The organism is Protofrankia sp. Cas4 (assembly GCF_963555915.1).
In the GTDB taxonomy this organism is placed as follows: domain Bacteria; phylum Actinomycetota; class Actinomycetes; order Frankiales; family Frankiaceae; genus Protofrankia.
Genome location: NZ_CAUVXL010000246.1, coordinates 1 through 16,876, shown reverse-complemented (window position 1 = coordinate 16,876; position 16,876 = coordinate 1). Strand labels below are relative to the sequence as shown.

The window sequence follows — 16,876 nt, the reverse complement described above, 5'->3', positions numbered from 1 at the left end:
CCATGATGCGCCTGCCCGCACCGCCCGCTGCAAGGATGGTGGCCATGGCCTGGGCGGATCTGCGCGCGTTCCTCGCTCACCTCGAGCGCCACGGTGACCTGCGGCACGTCCGCGTCCCGGTCGACCCGGTCCTGGAGGTCACCGAGATCGTCACCCGGGTTGTCCGGGAGGGCGGACCCGCGTTGCTGTTCGATCGGCCGACCGGCGCCGACATGCCATTGGCGATCAACGTCTTCGGGACGCAGGAGCGGATGGCTGCGGCGTTGGGAGCCGACAGCCTCGACGCGATCGGCGATCGGATCGCCGCCATGCTCAAGCCGGAGATGCCGGTGGGGTTCGCCGGGCTGCGCGAGGTGTTCGGCAAGGTCGCGGCCCTGCGTGCGGTGCCACCGCGTACGGTCCGCACCGCCCCCTGCCAGGACATCGTGCTCAAGGGCTCGGACGTCGACCTGTTTCGGCTGCCCGGGCTGCATTCCTGGCCGGAGGACGGCGGTGTCTTCCTCAACCTCGGACTCACCCACACCAAGCATCCCGAGACGGGCCAACGCAACCTGGGCCTGTACCGGCTGCAGCGGCACGACGCCCAGACGGTCGGCATGCACTGGCAGATCCACAAGGACTCCAACGCCCACCATGCCGTGGCGGAGCGCCGTGGTGAGAAGCTGCCGGTCGCGATCGCGTTCGGCTGCGATCCGGCGGTAACCTATGCGGCGTCGGCTCCACTACCGGCGGAGATCGACGAGTACCTGTTCGCCGGGTTCCTGCGGGGCGAGCGGGTCGAGATGGTCGACTGCCTGAGCGTTCCGCTGCGGGTGCCCGCGAACGCCCAGATCGTGCTGGAGGGCTGGCTTGAGCCTGGGCAACGGCGTCCGGAGGGGCCGTTCGGCGACCACACGGGCTTCTACACGCCGGTCGAACCGTTCCCCGCGCTTCGGGTCGACGTGATGACCATGCAGCGTGACCCGGTCTTCCAGACGATCGTCGTGGGTCGCCCGCCGCAGGAGGACGGGCCGCTCGGAAAGGCCACAGAGCGGATCTTCCTCCCGCTGATCCGGATGATGATCCCGGAGATAGTCGACTACGACCTCCCGGTCGAGGGCGTCTTCCACAACTGCGCCATCGTCTCGATCGACAAGCGATATCCCAAGCACGCGCAGAAGGTCATGCACGCGATCTGGGGCGCCGGGCTGCTGTCACTGTCCAAGCTTGTTGTCGTCGTCGACGCGGACTGTGACGTTCACGACTACTCCGAGGTGGCCTGGCGGGCATTCGGCAACGTCGACTACGCCCATGACCTGCTGACCACGATCGGCCCGGTCGACCACCTCGACCACGCGTCCTACGAGCAGTTCTTCGGCGGGAAGATCGGCGTGGACGCCACCCGCAAGCTCGCGACCGAGGGATACCGTCGCGAGGGCGGTTGGCCCGCGGAGGCCGTGATGGATCAGGCAACCAGGGATCTGGTCACCCGGCGCTGGAAAAAGTACGGACTGTGAGTGGTGCCCATGGCCGGGACGCTGTCGGTCTCCGGTCTCCGGTCTCCGATGGGCGGTGCGGTGGATGGAGTTGATCGCTGGTGAGTGAAGCGGTAGTTGCGCCGGGGATGTCGGGGCCGGCCCCGGCGCCCGACGGCCCGGTTCGCGCCTTCCTGCGGGTGGTGGTGATCGAGCATTCGGTGTTCGCACTGCCGTTCGCCTACGTCGCCGCGCTCACCGCCTCCTTTGACGTCTCCCGCTCGGTGCACTGGTCGGACCTCGGGCTGGTGACCGTCGCGATGGTCGCGGCCCGCACCTTCGCGATGGCCACCAACCGGATCATCGACCGTACGATCGACGGACGTAACCCCCGCACGGCCGGTCGCGAGTTGGTCACCGGCGTCGTTTCGGTGCGCACAGCCACCGTTGGTGCGGCCGTCGCGTTGGCGGTCTTCTGCGCCTGCGCGGCGGCACTGTCCTGGCTCTGTCTGGCGCTCGCGCCGCTCGCGGTGATTCCACTGGTCGTCTACTCCTATTCCAAGCGGTTCACCAACTTCCCGCATGCCGTCCTTGCGCTGGCACAGGCGGTCGCGCCCATCGGTGCCTGGATAGCCATCACCGGCCGGTGGTCGTGGGCGGGAGTCGTGCTCGGGGTTGCTGTCGGCGCCTGGATAGGCGGCTTCGACCTGATCTATTCCTGCCAGGACGCCGAGATCGACCGCAGCATCGGCGTGGGTTCGGTGCCGGCCCGTTTCGGCGTTCAGGCGGCGTTGACCGCCTCGATCGTCACCCATGTCCTGACGTTCGCCCTCTTTGTCATGTTCGGGCTGATGGAGAACTTCGGCGCCTGGTGGTGGGCGGGTCTGGCCGTGACCGCGGCAGCGTTCTGTTACGAGCACGCGATCGTGTCCGCGGACGACCTGTCGCGGGTGAACCGGGCCTTCCTCACCGCGAACGGTTTCGTCGGTATCGTCCTGTTCGTCTTCGCCGTCATCGACCTGGCCGGGCGTGGCCTGGCCTGGTGACCGGGGCGGGATGTGGGGCGTGGCGTGGGCGGGGCGTGGCTGGAGGCCGACATGGACGGTGGCGAACCGCGGCGACCATGGGTGGTGGGCGTCAGCGGCGCGAGTGGCACGCCGTACGCGGCATCGGTGCTGCGCGGGCTGCTGGACGCCGGTCTGCCGATCGATCTGATCGTCTCCCGGGCCGCCCGGCTAACGTTGCTCGACGAGACCGGCCTGGCCTGGCGGGACAACGCCTGGCCGCAGTCGCTGGCCAGCTGGCTCGGCGTTGACGTTGACGTTGACGTTGACGTTGACGCGTCCGCCGGTGTGTCGGGGGCGGCGGCGCAGGGTTGGATCCGCCACTGGTCGCCCGGTGACCTCGCGGCCGGCCCGAGCAGTGGTTCCTACCTGACGAGGGGGATGATCGTCGTTCCGGCGAGCACAGCGGCGGTGGCCGGCATCGCGCTGGGCCTGTCCAAGGACCTGCTGCAACGCGCCGCCGACGTCACCTTGAAGGAACGACGCACGCTGGTCGTCGTCCCGAGGGAGATGCCCTTCACCCGCTCGACGCTGTTACACATGCTGTCGCTGCACGAGGCGGGCGCGGTCGTGGCGGCGGCGAGCCCCGGCTTCTACGCGGGCGCGGCCGACGCGCAGGCGCTCGTGGACTTCGTGGCCGGCAAGGTTCTGGACGCTGCCGGCGTGCCGAACAACCTCCTGCGCCGCTGGACGGGCGAGCTCGGCGCCGCCCGCCGCCCGTCCCCGTGACCGTGCACGTCAACGGCGCTTGCTACCTGGGCCGTACCGTGAACCCACGGCAGCGGTAGTTGATGCCACGCTGGGGCTTGAGGCACGGGATTGAGGCAGGCATGACCCGTCGTAACGCCGGCAGACCGAACGCCGGCAGACCGAACGCCGGTAGACCGAACGCCGGCAGACCGCCCGCCGGAGCGAAACGGACAGCCGGGTCGGGCGACGGTTCGGTGCCGCGCCCTGTCCCCGCCGCCCGGCGTTCCCCACCCGAGCCGGCTGCGCCCGACCGGACTGCGCCCGACCGGACTGCGCCCGACCGGACCCCGCCGAACCTTCGGGTGCAGTTGCCGTACTTTGCCGCGCGGATCGCGGTACTGGTCATGGTGCTGGTCGTCCTGCTCATCCTGGGCGTGAATCCGGTCCTGGCGCTGTTGTCCGGTCTGGTGATCGCAGGTGTGCTGACCTACCCGTTGGGCCGGATGCAGCGCCGCGCCGCCGAGCGCGCCGCCGGGCGTCCTGTCGGCAAGCCCGCCGCCCCATCCGACAACCCCCGCTCCTGACCCGTCCCCGGCTGGTCGGTCGATACCCACAACCAGGGTGCCTCCCTCCGCCGTCTCGCCGTGCACGCACCCCAGCCCCGCTTCTTGATCCACACCCCTACTGCCAGTGCGCTCCTAACGATGTGAATCTGATGCTCCTACCACAACACCAGATTCACATCGTTCCCACAGAGCGTGGCCGGACGCTCCCGGCGCCTGAAGGGCGCCGAGGCTGCTCCTGCCGGCGGCACGGTGGTGCTTGACAGAACGTCGCAGCGGGGTAGCGCCCGGGGTGGATGCTCACAGTGCCGGGCGTCACGTAGTGGCCGGCTGCGCGAGCGGGCGGGACTACGCTCATCTTCATGGACGCCGGGTTCAAGCGTGAGATCGAAGCCAAGGTCGCCGGCGGCGAGCGGCTCAGCCGCGCCGACGGCGAGGCCCTCTACGCCAGTGACGAGCTGGCCTGGCTGGGGGAGCTTGCGCACTCCGTCCGCGTCCGCAAGAACGGCGATGCGACGTACTTCAACGTCAACCGGCATCTGAACCTCACCAACGTGTGCGCGGCGTCCTGCGCCTACTGCTCCTTCCAGCGCAAGCCCGGCGAGGCCGAGGCGTACACGATGCGCATCGAGGAGGCGGTGCGGCTGGCCAGGGAGATGGAGCCCGCCGGCATCACCGAGCTGCACATCGTCAACGGCCTGCATCCCACCCTGCCGTGGCGCTACTACCCGCGTTCGCTGCGTGAGCTGTCCACGGCGCTGCCGGGAGTGGCGCTGAAGGCGTTCACCGCCACCGAGATCCACTGGTTCGAGAAGATCAGCGGCCTGCCCGCGGACGAGATCCTGGACGAGCTGATCGATGCCGGTCTGGAGTCGCTGACCGGGGGTGGCGCGGAGATCTTCGACTGGGAGGTCCGCCAGCACATCGTCGGCCACGAAACCCACTGGGAGGACTGGTCGCGCATCCACCGCATCGCGCATTCCAAGGGCCTGCGTACGCCGTGCACCATGCTCTACGGCCACATCGAGCAGCCGCGGCACCGGGTCGACCACGTGCTGCGACTGCGCGAGCTGCAGGACGAGACCGGCGGCTTCGTCGTGTTCATCCCGTTGCGGTTCCAGCACGACGCGGCCGGTGATCCGCGCAACCGACTCATGAACCAGCCGATGGCGACCGGTGCCGAGGCGCTGAAGACGTTCGCGGTGTCCCGGCTGCTGTTCGACAACATCGATCACATCAAGTGCTTCTGGGTGATGCACGGCCTGACCACGGCCCAGCTTGCTCTGAACTTCGGCGCGGACGACCTGGATGGGTCGGTTGTCGAGTACAAGATCACTCATGACGCGGACGGTTTCGGGACGCCCACCACGATGACCCGCGACGATCTGCTTGCCGTGATCAGGGACGCCGGGTTCCGGCCGGTGGAACGCAACACCCGCTACCGGGTGATCCGCGAGTTCGACGGGCCCGACCCTGCTCGCCGGGATCTTCCGCAGCCGATCGGTGCATAGGGTCCCGCGACATGGAAGCAGACCGGCCGGCCACCTCGAACTCCTCGGACACCTCGGCCGCCCCGGACACCCCGGCCGCCTCGGACGCCTTGGACACCCGCGCCGCCTCGGACACTGAGGCGGCGCGGTCGAGCGCGCCTGCGGGCCTGGCCAGACCGAAGGGATCGGCCGGTATCGGCTCGATCTTCACGCTGGCCTTCCTGGTGATTCTGGTCCCGGGCGTGGCCGCATACGCCGTGGCGAGGGTGGCTGGTCTGGCGATCGGCCCGGCCGGTCTGCTCGGCCTGTTGGTGATGTTCATCTGTCTTGGTCTGTATCCGTCTGTGTTGCAACGCCTCGGCTGGGTGCGGCGTCGGACCCGTCGGCCGAGATGAGGTGCCGGACCGGGGTCTGTCGTCCGGTCCGGGAACGAGGGAACGAGGGATCGGGAGGATACCGTGGATCTTCGAAGGCGGACACCTGACGGCGCGGGGCGGTCGCTGCCCGGGTGGCCGTCGCGCCTGCCGCCACCGGCGCCACCCTCCGGCTCGGGCCTGCTTGCCATCAACGCCCGCTACTTCGCATTGCGAGCTGTGATTTTTGGTGCGGTGCTCGCCGTGGTGCTACTACTGGGCGTGAACGGATTCCTGGCATTCGCCGCGGCCTTTGTGCTCAGTGGGCTCGTGAGCTATCCGGTGGCGCTTCGCCAGCGCCGTGCGGTGCTCGGCGCCCTTGAGGAACGACGCGGCTGGCTGCGTTGACCGGTGATCCGTTGACCGGCGAGCCGGCGGGTGGGTCGAGGCTGGTGCGGCCACGGGTCGGCCACATCCAGTTCCTCAACTGCCTTCCGCTCTACTGGGGTCTGGTGCACTCCGGCGCGCTCATGGACGTTGAGCTGACCAAGGACACTCCTGACCGGCTCAACGAGGCACTCGTGCGCGGCGACCTCGACATCGGCCCGATCAGTCTCGTCGAGTACCTGCGGCACGCGGACGATCTTATTGCGCTGCCGAACATCGCGGTCGGCTCCGACGGCCCCGTCCTGTCGGTCGCGCTGATCAGCGCCGTCCCGCTGGAGCGGATCCGCTCGGTCGCGTTGGGTTCCACGTCGCGGACCGGCGTCCTGCTCGCACAGATCCTGCTCGAGGACGAACTGGGGTTGGCCCCGACCTACGCCAGGATGCCGCCGGACCTGCCGCTCATGCTGCGCGAGGCCGACGCCGCCGTCTTGATCGGCGATGTGGCGCTGCGCGCCGTCCACGACGCCGAACGGGCCGGGAGCGCCCATCCGCTCCATGTGGTCGATCTTGGGGCGGCGTGGCGGAACTGGTCAGGGCTGCCGATGGTGTTCGCGGTCTGGGCGGCGCGGCGTGACTTCGCCCAGGCCTACCCGGGTGTGGTCAAGGAGGTTCACGATGCCTTCCGCGGCAGCCTCGACCTCGCGCTACGTCAGCTCGACACGGTGGCCAGGCATGCGGCGCGCTGGGAGGCGTTCGACGCCGCCACCCTGACGCGTTATTTCACGACCCTGGACTTCTCCCTGGGAGATCGCCAGCTTGAGGGTCTGATGGCGTTCGCGGGACGGGCCGCGGCGCGCGGGGTCGTCCCGCCGCGGGCCCGCATCGTCTTCGCCGACGTGTAGGGCCGTCGCTCTTACACGGGCGGGCGAAATCTGTGCGAGAGATCCGCGGGCGGACGTGTCCTCGGTGTGGTTGCCGGTGCGAACCGGGCGACCCGGCGTCTGACCATGGCAACGAGTATCGGAGGCGTCGACGAGCCACCCGGCGCGATCAGTGGATCTTCTGAGTCCGACTTCGATGCTGACGGGTCGATCGCGCGAACCCCACCGCCACCGTCGGTGCCGGTGCCGGTGGCAATCCGAAGGCGTGGCGTGGTGGCCTCGCCCGCGCACTCGTCCGGCGCAGGGAAGGCGGGGGCGGTGTCCGCGCAGTGGACAGCCGTGTCAATCAGCTTGTTCACCGCGAGGGTCCAGGTGCGCAGTCCCTCATGGCCGCTTAGCTCAGTGAAGACGGCCGCCTCCAGGCAACAGGTGCTGGCCTCCTCGAACTCATAGTTGTCCAGCAGGGCAATCGCCTGCAGACCCGCGAGATGGCCCGCAATCATGAAAAGGCGGAACTGCTGATGGGGAAGCATTCGGGTTCGAAGGAGAATGTCGGCAGAGCGCTGCTGCTCCTGCACGCGGACGGTGATATCGGCGGGAGTGAGCTGGTCAGCGGATCTGATCAGTTCCGCTACCTGCTGGTCGAGGACGTCCAGCTTTCGGTCGGAGGTCTGATGGTCGAGCAGGTCGCGGATCCTGCGGCGGGATTCGACCTCCGGGTTGGGAGCGTGCTGCATTCGTTCGGAGCGGGCTTCGATCGCGGCCAGCCGAAGTGCCACGAGAGCGCCGTCCGCCGCCAGGGCCGCGTCGACGGCCGCGAGGACCGGTCGTGTGGGTATACCGCGGCTGGGCTGTTCCAGCTGGCTGATGTACTGTCGACTGTAACCAGCGATCTTCGCGAGATCGTCCCGGGAGAGCCCTCGTTCCTCACGTCTGCGACGGATCTCCCGTGGTAGAAGATCCTCCGCGGTGGCCGTGCCGTCACGGACTCGGCTCCGTTGCCGCATCTGCGTCTGCTTCCTTTCGAGAACGCCGGGCAGCAGGAGTTTGCCGACCGACCCGATCGGTGTCACGGTGCCAAACTGGACGTGGCTTACATGCGGGACCTGGCTTACTTACCGGACGTTGCTTCCATGGACGGATCCGAACAAATCGTGTCACCTTTTGTGACCATCTTACGTCACGGTGCACCTATTTTGGCCAGAGTTCGAAGGTCTCTCACCTAAAGATTATTTTTTATTACTCTCGGTGATTTGCGTGCCTATGTCGCCGTGCCGGCTCGGGTCGCGGTTGTCGGCAGCCGCCGAGTCGAGCGCAGGGCGTCAAGGGGCTCGTCGACACCAGCCAGGGTGGCTCGCTCCTTCGCCTGGCGATGCACGCGCCCCGGCCCCGCTCCTTGATCCACACTCCTGTTGCCGGGCGCTCTTAGCTGATCGGTTTTTCTCGGTGTACCCAGGTGTGCGACAGGGGCCATGATCGACACTATTTGGTCGATCGGAGGCCATGAGTGTGCCGGAAGTTGCCGACAGTTGTTGTCGTTGTTACTTTTGACGCATCAAAGACAATCTACAAACAATCATTCCACATTGCTTCATCCTAGGAGTTGCCGGGGATTACGCGAGCATCGCGGGTTCGCGGATCGCCCGCCACCGGCGTCGGTCCTTAGCGAACGCGGGGGGCTAGCTCTGGAAACCACCCCTAATGACGATGGGCGGGGGTGTCGGCGTGGCGTACAACGTCTGATATGGACGGGGAGTCGGAGCCGCAGGCTGCGGTTCGCGTCGTCGTGGCCGACGATGCGGATGGTGTGCGCGACCTCGTGTGCCTTCTGCTGGAGATGGAACCTGACTTCGTGGTCGTCGGCCAGGCAAGGAACGGGGTCGAAGCGGTTGACGTCGTTTCGCGGACAGACCCTGACCTCGTACTGCTTGATGTTTCGATGCCCGTGCTGGACGGCCTCGCGGCGCTGCCCGGGGTACGTCGCGCCGCGCCGGGCGCCCGCGTCGTCATCTTCACCGGCTTTTCCGAACAGGCTCTCGGCGAGCGGGCGTCGGCGCTGGGCGCGCATGCGCTGATCGAGAAGGGCCTCGCCACCGACAGCCTGGTCGACCGCCTTCGAGACGTGTGCGGCCGTGCCCCGGCCCGGGTTGCCGCAGGCGGCTCCACCCGGCGCTGAACGTCGGGATCTGTGAGTGTCGGGATCTGTGGGTGTCGGGACCTGTGAATGGCGGGAGGCCGACCGTCCGAAATCATGTGGTTCAGGCGCATGGCGATCGCTGCTTGTAGACACTCGGTAGTTTTGTGTTGATTCAGAGCATGACCGCTGCCTTGTGGGCGCCCGATGTGGAAACATAGGGCTGTGACCATGCGCCCGAGGCTCCGTCTGACTGGTTCGGACATGACCTGCTTCGGCCCGGATGTTCGTCCGGTGGCTTCTGTTCTGGCCGACGTCCCGTTGGTGGATGTCGGTCTGGTCGCGCGCCTGCACGTCGACCTGCTCAGGGTCGCGAGCGCGGTCTGTCCGCGTCACCGCTGACCTGCCCGCGCGCCAGTGCTCTCGGCGCACCCCGCACCCGGCTGCGAGAGACTCGATGACAACCCCTGCACGCTCCAGTTCGGCCCGCCCGCCCCGTCCGAAGGGACAGGGCCAGTGGGCACGTGGCCACCTCGAGCCGCTCAATGCCAATGAGCGGATGAAGAAGGACCAGGACGGTCTCGCTGTCCGGGACCGGATTCTCAACCGCTACCCGTACACCGGGTTCGCCGGGATCGACCCGCAGGACCTGCGGGGCCGCTTCCGCTGGTGGGGGCTGTACACCCAGCGTAAGGAGGGAATCGACGGCGGCAAGACGGCCGTCCTCGAGCCCGAGGAGCTCGACGCGCCCTTCTTCATGCAGCGGATCCGCCTCGACGGCGGCCGGATGACCAGCGATCAACTGCGCGTGATCGCGGGAATCTCCACCCGGTACGGCCGGGACGTCGCGGACGTCACCGACCGTCAGAATATTCAGCTGCACTGGATCCGTATCGAGGATGTTCCCGCGATCTGGACGGCGCTCGAAGGCGCGGGGATGACAACGGCCGAGGCGTGTGGCGACACCCCACGGGTCATCCTGGGATGCCCACTGGCCGGTGTCGACGGCGACGAGGTCATCGACGCGACTCCGGCGATCGAGGAGATCGTCCGGCGTTACGTGGGTGACACATCCCTGAGTAACCTGCCGCGCAAGTTCAAAAGTGCCGTTTCCGGGTGCGCCGACCAGTGCACCCTGCATGAGATCAACGACATCGCGTTCGTCGGGGTCGTCCACCCGGAGCTCGGCGCCGGCTATGACCTGTGGGTCGGTGGCGGTCTGTCGACCAACCCCAAGCTCGGGGTCAGGCTCGGCACCTTCGTGACCCCTGACCGCATCGCCGAGGTCTGGCACGCCGTGGCGTGCCTGTTCCGGGACTACGGCTACCGGCGGATGCGCACCCGGGCGCGGCTGAAGTTCCTGGTCGCGGACATGGGGCCCGAATGGGTCCGCACCACGCTGGAGAAGGAGTACCTGACGGCACCGTTGCCCGACGGCCCGCCACCGCCGCCGCCACGTAACGAGGGACGCGACCACATCGGCATCCACCCGCAGACAGACGGCCGCATGGCGGTCGGGTTCGCCCCCCGGGCCGGGCGGCTGAGCGGTACGACGCTCGCCGCAGTCGCGGATCTCTCCGATCGTTTCGCCACGGGCCGCATCCGCGCGACGACCACCCAGAAGCTGGTCATCCTCGACGTCGACCCGGCCGGGGTCGACGAGCTGGAGGCGGAACTCGCCGCGCTCGACCTGGTCGTCCGGCCGAGCGTCTTCCGGCGCGGCACCATGGCCTGCACCGGCATCGAGTTCTGCAAGCTCGCCATCGTCGAGACCAAGGCGAAGGCCGGATCGCTGATCGACGAGCTGGAGCGGCGGCTGCCCGACTTCGACGAGCCGATCGGCATCCACGTGAACGGGTGCCCGAACGCGTGCGCGCGTTTCCAGGTGGCCGACATCGGGCTGAAGGGTTCCCTGGTCCCGGACTCCTCCGGGGAGATGGTCGAAGGCTTCCAGCTCCACCTCGGTGGTCATATCGGCACGCGGTCGCGGCTGGGCCGCAAGTCCCGTGGCTTGAAGGTCACATCCGCCGGAGTCGTCGACTATGTCGACGGGCTCCTGCGCGCCTATGTGGACGGCCGTGACCAGGGTGAGTCCTTCGCGGACTGGGTCGAACGGGTGGACGAGTCCGTCCTGACCGCTCCGGCGGATCGGACCGGCGCATCCGGAGCCGCTGATGAGTAGCGGGCATTCCGTCCCCTTCTACTGCCCGTACTGCGGCGAGGAGGATCTCGTTCCCTACCTTCCACCGGAGCAGGAGGCATCCGGCGGCTCCGGTCATGGTCAGTGGTCGTGCAGGAGCTGTCGGCGGGCCTTCCGGCTCAACATGACCGCCCTCGCGGTGGTGCCCGGGTCGGCCGGGTCGCCCGGGTCGGACGAATTGCCCAGGTCGGATGGTCCAGCGGAATTCGAGCACTGATACGGCGGTTCTGGCAGCGATGGAGCAGCGACGGAGGAGAACGACTGATGGATGCCGCGTTGAAAGCCCGTGCCCTACGCGCCGGTGACGAGCTGGAAGGCGCGCCCGCGCAGGAGATCCTGGGCTGGGCGGTGGAGGAGTTCGGAACGAAGTTGGTCGTCGCCGCGTCCATGGCGGAAGCGGTGCTCGTCGACATGCTGGCCCGGATCCGCTCGGACGTCCCGGTGGTGTTCATCGACACCGGCTACCATTTCGCCGAGACGATCGGTACCCGGGACGCGGTCATGCACCGTTATGATCTTCCACTGATCAGTGCCGGCGCACAGCTCACCGTGGCCGGCCAGAACGCCGTGTACGGGCCGAAGCTGTTCGAGCGCGATCCGGACCTGTGTTGCCGGATGCGCAAGGTCGTACCGCTGGACCGCGCGCTGGCGCCCTACCGGGCCTGGGCGGCGGGCTCGCGGCGGGCCGAGAGCACCGGGCGCGCGAGCCTGCCGGCCGTGGGGTGGGACGAGCGCCGCGGCAAGGTGAAGATCCACCCGCTGGCGGCGTGGACGGACGAGGACGTCGACCGCTACATCCAGGAGCATGACGTCATCGTCAACCCACTGCTGTCGGACGGCTATGACTCCGTCGGCTGCTGGCCGTGCACCAAGCGCGGTGAGGGTCGTGCGGGTCGCTGGGCCGGTACCACCAAGACCGAGTGCGGCATCCACTGACCTCGGTGATCCCGGCTGTTGCGGTGCAGGGGCACTGGCGGCGTTCGGGCGGTTAGCGATCTGTTCGTTCGCTGCGGACCACATTCCGTCACGGTTTGTCGGGCCGGTATGACGACATGTCGGATCGCGGTGCGATGATCTCGCGTGTGGTTGTCCAGTGTGTCTGGTCGACCACGTGATGACGCGCGTACAGGACACCGCGAACGGATCCGACCATGACCCTACGATCCCCGACTGATGGCCCGCACGACCCGCATGGCCCGCACGACTCGCATGGCCCGGCGGCTGGCACCCTGCATGCCTGGGTGGACGAGTCGCTGCGTTTGCGGGCCGGCGAGCCCGGCCTGTACATCTTGGCTGCGGCTGTCGCCGAGGTGTCGTCGTGCCCGCCCATGCGTGACAGTCTCAGGTCTCTGTTGGGACGGCGCCAGCAACGGTTGCACTGGCGGGACGAGGATGCGCCGCGCAGACGGAAGGTCGTCTCGTTGGTGGCGGGCGCTGATCTGGCGGCGGTCGTCGTCGTGGGCGCGCCGGTCGATCGCAAGAAGCAGGAGCGGGCCCGGCGCATGTGCATGGAGCGGCTCATGTACGAACTCGGTGAGATGTCGGTGGCGCGTGTGCTGCTCGAGTCACGAACATCATCTCTGAACGGCAAGGATCTCGCGATGGTCGAGGCGCTTCGCGGTAGCCGGATAATGCCGACCGGCCTATATGTAGGCCATGCTTCGCCGCTGGCCGAACCAATGCTGTGGATTGCTGATGCGGTCGCCGGGGCGGTATCGGCCGCCCGCGACGGCCAGCACGAGTTCGTCACCGGTATCAAGCATCTTGTGATGACGATTGAGATTCCCGTGCGATGACGAACAGCCATCCCAAAACAGCGCGAAGGCCGGGTCCCGTCGTCCGGCGGGGTCCCGGCCATCACTTCCCATCCCCCCAGCAGGAGGCGGGCTTGATACAAGCATGCGTCGTCTCGTCAGGGTAGTCAAGTTGTCTCGTCAGCTGGACCACGGATCTCGTGGCCAGCGCCAGTCCGGCCGAGGACGTTGCGGTGACTCCTGGTATGGCACTCGGACGGCGCGAAGGCCGGGTCCCGTCGTCCGGCGGGAGTCCCGGCCTCACTTCCCATCCCCCCTCAGGAGGCGGGCTGTAGCTGATGATCGACTGTGTGACCGTAGGCGTCAACAGAGATTCCAGGGCGGTAGCGTCGTAAGGATGAGCGACGGCCGGGCACCCAACGATGGCGAGGGGGACGGGGCTGGGGGAGAGCGGGCCGCGAGTGGGCCGGGGCGGGACGGGCTGGCGCGGGTCCCGGGGGAGGTCTGGCTGGTCGGGGCCGGGCCGGGGGATCCGGGGTTGCTGACCATCCGCGGCCGGGAACTGCTTGGCAGCGCCGACGTCGTCGTCACCGACCGCCTGGTGTCCGCTGAGGTTCTTGCGTTCGTCCGGCCCGATGCAGAGATCATTTACAGTGGTAAGAGCGCCGGCGCGCTGACCCGGACCCAGGAGGACCTCAACGCGCTGCTGGTCGATCGCGCGCTTGCCGGTCACCTGGTCGTCCGACTCAAGGGCGGGGACCCGTTCGTACTCGGACGTGGCGGCGAGGAGGCCGAAGCCTGCCGGCTCGCCGGGGTGGCATGCACCGTCGTCCCCGGGGTGACCTCGGCGTTCGCAGGTCCTGCCTATGCCGGGATCCCGGTCACCCACCGTGGTGTCGCCCAGGATGTCGCGGTCGTCTCCGGCCATCTGCCGCCCGGGCATCCGGACTCAGGCGTGGACTGGGCGGCGCTCGGGGCATCCCGGATGACCGTTGTCGTGCTGATGGGCGTCGCGCGGCTCGCTGACATCGCGGCCGCGCTTATCGACGGAGGACGGTTACCGGACACACCCGTCGCGGTGATCGAACGGGCTACCACGCCGGCCCAGCGCGTCGTCCGCGGCACTCTGGACATGATCGCGGTCGATGCCATCGCCCTGGGTGTCCGTTCGCCCGCGGTGGTGGTGATCGGTGCGGTCGCGGCCCGCTGCGACGCCCCGGCGCGGATCACTCCGCCTCCCGGTGGGGACGAATGTCCGCCGAGTGGCGCCGGGCCGAGCGGTGCCGGGCCGAGCGGTGCCGGGTATCCGTTGGCGGGTGTCCGCGTGCTCGTTCCGCGGACCAGATCGCGTCCGGGGCTGCTCGCTGCGCGACTGCGCGCTCTCGGCGCGGACGCGGTGGAGACCGTGGTGTCGCGTCCCGGTCCGGTGGCCGACGTCGAGGCCGACGTCGAGGCCGAGCCCGACCCGCGCATCGCCGAGGAGCTGTACCACGGTGACCTGCACGCGGTCGCGTTCGCGTCGTCGACCGCGGCTCGGGCGACGGCGGCGCTCTACGGTCCGCTGCCGCCCGGGATTCTGGTCGTGGCTATGGGCGTAAGAACGGTAACTGCATGTCAGCGGGCCGGCCTGCGAGTCGACGCCGTGGCAACCGAGCCTGGTATCTACCCGCTTGCCGCCGCTGTCGTCACGGCTGTTACCGAGGCCCGATCGCGCTGAGCGCGGCGCCGGCGCCGGCGCTGACAGCGCTGACAGAGTTGCCAGCCAGTTGATCGTTTCCCGGATGGTCGCCGGTCAGCGCGTCCTCGATGCGGCCGGCGACCGCGGCCAGCACCCCCGGGTGCAGGCCGAGCGGTGCGGTCAGGCACCAACGGGTGTCAGGGAACTGCTCCTGCGCCCTGGCGAGGGCGGCTGGGATGTCGTGCGTGGTGTGGTTGCCCTCGAACAGGAAGAAGGGGTGGACGACGATCTCGGTGCAGCCCGCCGCGGTCAGGATCCCGTAGCCGGCGACGATGTCGGGCTGGGCCAGCTCCAGAAACGCTGGCTCCACCGCACCCCAGCGGGCCTGCCCGTTGTCTCCGGCACCGATGGTTTCGGCACCGTTGCTTCCGGCACCGATGGTTTCGGCGTGGTCGGGTTCGGCGCGGTCGGGCTGGGCGAGCAGTCGGGCGACCGCGCGGACGGTCGCGTTCGCATCATCCCGCCGCGAGCCATGCCCGATTACCAACAGACCCCGCATGTCCACCAGTCTGCGCCACGACGCGCCCGGCGAGCTCGGTCAGGCCGGTCAGGCTGGCACGGTCTGGTCACCCACGCCGGCACCGTCGTCGGAGCTGTGCCCGGGGAAGACCTTGGCGGACGGGTCAATGATCGGAGCGGCGTTGTTCACGGCGGTGGCGACCTCGCCGAAGCCGGTAGCGATCAGGCGGACCTTGCCGGGGTACTCGGTGATGTCACCGGCGGCGAAGACCCGTTCGAGCCCGGTCGCCATGGTCGGGTCCACCACGATGTGGCGCTTGTCGATCGTCAGGTTCCAGCGGGTCAGGGGCCCCAGGTCCGCGGTGAAGCCGAGTGCGGCGACGATCGCCTGAGCCGGGCGGACCTGGCGCTCACCGGACTTGCTGTGCGCGAGTTCCACCTTCTCGACCCGCTCGTCGCCGTGGATGGCGCTGACCTCGGTGAATGTCAGCACCTCGACCCGGGAGGCCTGCACCTTCCCGACGGTGTGTGCATGGGCGCGAAATTTGTCCCGGCGGTGGACCAGTGTCACCGAGCGGGCCAGCGGTTCGAGGGCGAGCGCCCAGTCGAAGGCGCTGTCACCGCCGCCGACGATGACGACGTCGGTGTCGGTGTAGACGTCGAGTTTCGGGACGAAGTACACCAGGCCGCGGCCCAGGTGATCGCCGCCGATGGGTAGCGGTCGAGGGGTGAACGTCCCGAGCCCGCCGGTGATGACGACGGCCTTCGCCCGGACCCGCGTTCCCTGCGCGCTGGTGACCACGACGGCGTCGGTCTCGTGGGTAAGTTCAGCGGCCTGCTGGCCGAGCAGGTAGGTGGGGGAGAACGCCCCGGCCTGAGCAACGAGCGCGGCGATCAGATCGCGGCCGCGCACGGCCGGGAAGCCGGCCACATCATAGATCATCTTTTCCGGATACATCGCGGTGACCTGACCGCCGGCCTCGGGCAGCGAGTCCATCAATGCTACGGACATGCCGCGGAACCCCGCGTAGTAGGCGCCGAAGAGCCCGGCCGGCCCGGCCCCGATGATCAATATGTCGGTGTCGAGGTCTGCTGGCGTCGAGCTGTCATGGCCGGCGCTGTCGGGGCCTGCGGGGGTCACTGCGTCCACGCGTAACTCCTGGGGGCTTTCGGGGATATGCGGCCCCGCCGGATCGCATACGCAAGGGCCGGTCGGCACCATGGAAGGGGGCTTCCGCCCCATCCTGCCGTATCGGCGATTGAGGCGCCCTGACCGTGTAACCGGACCGGCGTGGCTGGCCGGAGCGCGGTTACGCCGGGACACCGACGGGTGGCGCGCCCGCCGGCCAGCTACCGTCGGAGCGGGCCGTATTCCAATTCATGACTGTGCGTCATCGATCATGGCGCTGGTCGGGAGGACTGCGATCAGAAAAGACATGGTGAACGGGAGCGCGCGACCGGAGTCGGGATCCGATGGACCGCGGGAGGTCATGCCCGTCCAGCGCGGCGACCCCGCCCGGATCGGCCGGTACCGGGTCGTCGGTCGGCTTGGCGTCGGCGGCATGGGCGTGGTGTACCTCGGCCAGGACGAAGCCGGCCGTCCGGTGGCCGTCAAGGTGATCAAAGAAGATCTCGCGGCCGACCCGGAGTTCCGGGCACGTTTCGCCGACGAGGTCGCCGCGGCCCGCCGGGTCGCGCCCTTCTGGACC

18 protein-coding genes and 1 pseudogene are annotated in these 16,876 nt (G+C 68.5%); 16 read left to right on the top strand and 3 right to left on the bottom strand.

Going from position 1 to position 16,876, the window contains the following annotated elements; translation table 11 throughout:
• Positions 1–44 precede the first annotated feature (44 nt).
• The 8 genes from U9979_RS22240 to U9979_RS22205 all read left to right on the top strand — a co-directional run bounded on the left by U9979_RS22240 (position 45) and on the right by U9979_RS22205 (position 6,903).
• The gene (locus tag U9979_RS22240) at positions 45–1,496 is read left to right on the top strand and encodes a menaquinone biosynthesis decarboxylase (protein WP_322748809.1); all 1,452 of its coding nucleotides are present in this window, start codon (positions 45–47) and stop codon (positions 1,494–1,496) included.
• A gap of 80 nt (positions 1,497–1,576) precedes the next feature.
• A complete protein-coding gene (mqnP, locus tag U9979_RS22235; RefSeq protein ID WP_322753698.1) occupies positions 1,577–2,500 on the top strand; it encodes a menaquinone biosynthesis prenyltransferase MqnP in 924 nt (307 codons plus the stop codon).
• Positions 2,501–2,551: 51 nt separating this feature from the next.
• Entirely contained in the window at positions 2,552–3,247 is a 696-nt protein-coding gene (locus tag U9979_RS22230; RefSeq protein ID WP_322780841.1) for a UbiX family flavin prenyltransferase, read from the top strand.
• Positions 3,248–3,462: 215 nt separating this feature from the next.
• Positions 3,463–3,792: a hypothetical protein gene (locus U9979_RS22225; RefSeq protein WP_322780840.1), complete on the top strand. Its 330-nt coding sequence runs from the start codon at positions 3,463–3,465 to the stop codon at positions 3,790–3,792.
• A 341-nt stretch (positions 3,793–4,133) separates the two neighbouring features.
• Positions 4,134–5,282: an aminofutalosine synthase MqnE gene (gene mqnE, locus U9979_RS22220; RefSeq protein WP_322748804.1), complete on the top strand. Its 1,149-nt coding sequence runs from the start codon at positions 4,134–4,136 to the stop codon at positions 5,280–5,282.
• An 11-nt stretch (positions 5,283–5,293) separates the two neighbouring features.
• The gene (locus U9979_RS22215) at positions 5,294–5,656 is read left to right on the top strand and encodes a hypothetical protein (RefSeq protein WP_322780839.1); all 363 of its coding nucleotides are present in this window, start codon (positions 5,294–5,296) and stop codon (positions 5,654–5,656) included.
• 63 nt (positions 5,657–5,719) lie between these two features.
• Complete coding sequence (locus tag U9979_RS22210) at positions 5,720–6,022, top strand: hypothetical protein (RefSeq protein ID WP_416210231.1); 303 nt, start codon at positions 5,720–5,722, stop codon at positions 6,020–6,022.
• Positions 6,023–6,033: 11 nt separating this feature from the next.
• On the top strand, positions 6,034–6,903 hold the full coding sequence (locus tag U9979_RS22205) for a menaquinone biosynthetic enzyme MqnA/MqnD family protein (protein ID WP_416220279.1): 870 nt from the start codon (positions 6,034–6,036) through the stop codon (positions 6,901–6,903).
• A gap of 11 nt (positions 6,904–6,914) precedes the next feature.
• Here the strand turns inward: U9979_RS22205 and U9979_RS22200 are convergent, their stop codons facing one another.
• Positions 6,915–7,889: a helix-turn-helix domain-containing protein gene (locus U9979_RS22200; protein WP_322780848.1), complete on the bottom strand. Its 975-nt coding sequence runs from the start codon at positions 7,887–7,889 to the stop codon at positions 6,915–6,917.
• 737 nt (positions 7,890–8,626) lie between these two features.
• Here U9979_RS22200 and U9979_RS22195 point away from each other — a divergent pair.
• The 7 genes from U9979_RS22195 to cobA all read left to right on the top strand — a co-directional run bounded on the left by U9979_RS22195 (position 8,627) and on the right by cobA (position 14,687).
• Positions 8,627–9,058, top strand: coding sequence for a response regulator transcription factor (locus tag U9979_RS22195; RefSeq protein WP_322748800.1), 432 nt, complete (start codon positions 8,627–8,629; stop codon positions 9,056–9,058).
• Between the two features lie 252 nt (positions 9,059–9,310).
• Positions 9,311–9,418, top strand: a complete 108-nt coding sequence (locus U9979_RS22190) for a putative leader peptide (RefSeq protein ID WP_322748799.1) — start codon at positions 9,311–9,313, stop codon at positions 9,416–9,418.
• Positions 9,419–9,473: 55 nt separating this feature from the next.
• Positions 9,474–11,198 carry a nitrite/sulfite reductase gene (locus U9979_RS22185; RefSeq protein ID WP_322748798.1) on the top strand — a complete coding sequence of 575 codons (1,725 nt, stop codon included), beginning with the start codon at positions 9,474–9,476 and terminating at the stop codon, positions 11,196–11,198.
• Positions 11,191–11,433 carry a transposase gene (locus U9979_RS22180; RefSeq protein ID WP_322767830.1) on the top strand — a complete coding sequence of 81 codons (243 nt, stop codon included), beginning with the start codon at positions 11,191–11,193 and terminating at the stop codon, positions 11,431–11,433. The genes U9979_RS22185 and U9979_RS22180 overlap by 8 nt, the downstream gene beginning before the upstream one ends.
• Positions 11,434–11,480: 47 nt before the next feature.
• Positions 11,481–12,152: a phosphoadenylyl-sulfate reductase gene (locus tag U9979_RS22175; RefSeq protein ID WP_322753689.1), complete on the top strand. Its 672-nt coding sequence runs from the start codon at positions 11,481–11,483 to the stop codon at positions 12,150–12,152.
• 215 nt (positions 12,153–12,367) lie between these two features.
• Positions 12,368–13,012: a hypothetical protein gene (locus tag U9979_RS22170; RefSeq protein WP_322780837.1), complete on the top strand. Its 645-nt coding sequence runs from the start codon at positions 12,368–12,370 to the stop codon at positions 13,010–13,012.
• A gap of 355 nt (positions 13,013–13,367) precedes the next feature.
• On the top strand, positions 13,368–14,687 hold the full coding sequence (gene cobA / locus U9979_RS22165; RefSeq protein WP_322780836.1) for a uroporphyrinogen-III C-methyltransferase: 1,320 nt from the start codon (positions 13,368–13,370) through the stop codon (positions 14,685–14,687).
• Here the strand turns inward: cobA and U9979_RS22160 are convergent.
• Together U9979_RS22160 and U9979_RS22155 are read right to left on the bottom strand one after the other, a co-directional pair.
• Entirely contained in the window at positions 14,665–15,207 is a 543-nt protein-coding gene (locus U9979_RS22160; RefSeq protein WP_322780835.1) for a CbiX/SirB N-terminal domain-containing protein, read from the bottom strand. The two genes, cobA and U9979_RS22160, sit on opposite strands and share 23 nt — an antisense overlap.
• 48 nt (positions 15,208–15,255) lie before the next feature.
• Positions 15,256–16,308 carry an NAD(P)/FAD-dependent oxidoreductase gene (locus U9979_RS22155; protein WP_416210232.1) on the bottom strand — a complete coding sequence of 351 codons (1,053 nt, stop codon included), beginning with the start codon at positions 16,306–16,308 and terminating at the stop codon, positions 15,256–15,258.
• A gap of 349 nt (positions 16,309–16,657) precedes the next feature.
• Between U9979_RS22155 and U9979_RS22150 the strand changes: the two are divergent.
• Positions 16,658–16,876: pseudogene (locus U9979_RS22150) on the top strand (serine/threonine protein kinase); the annotation flags it as partial.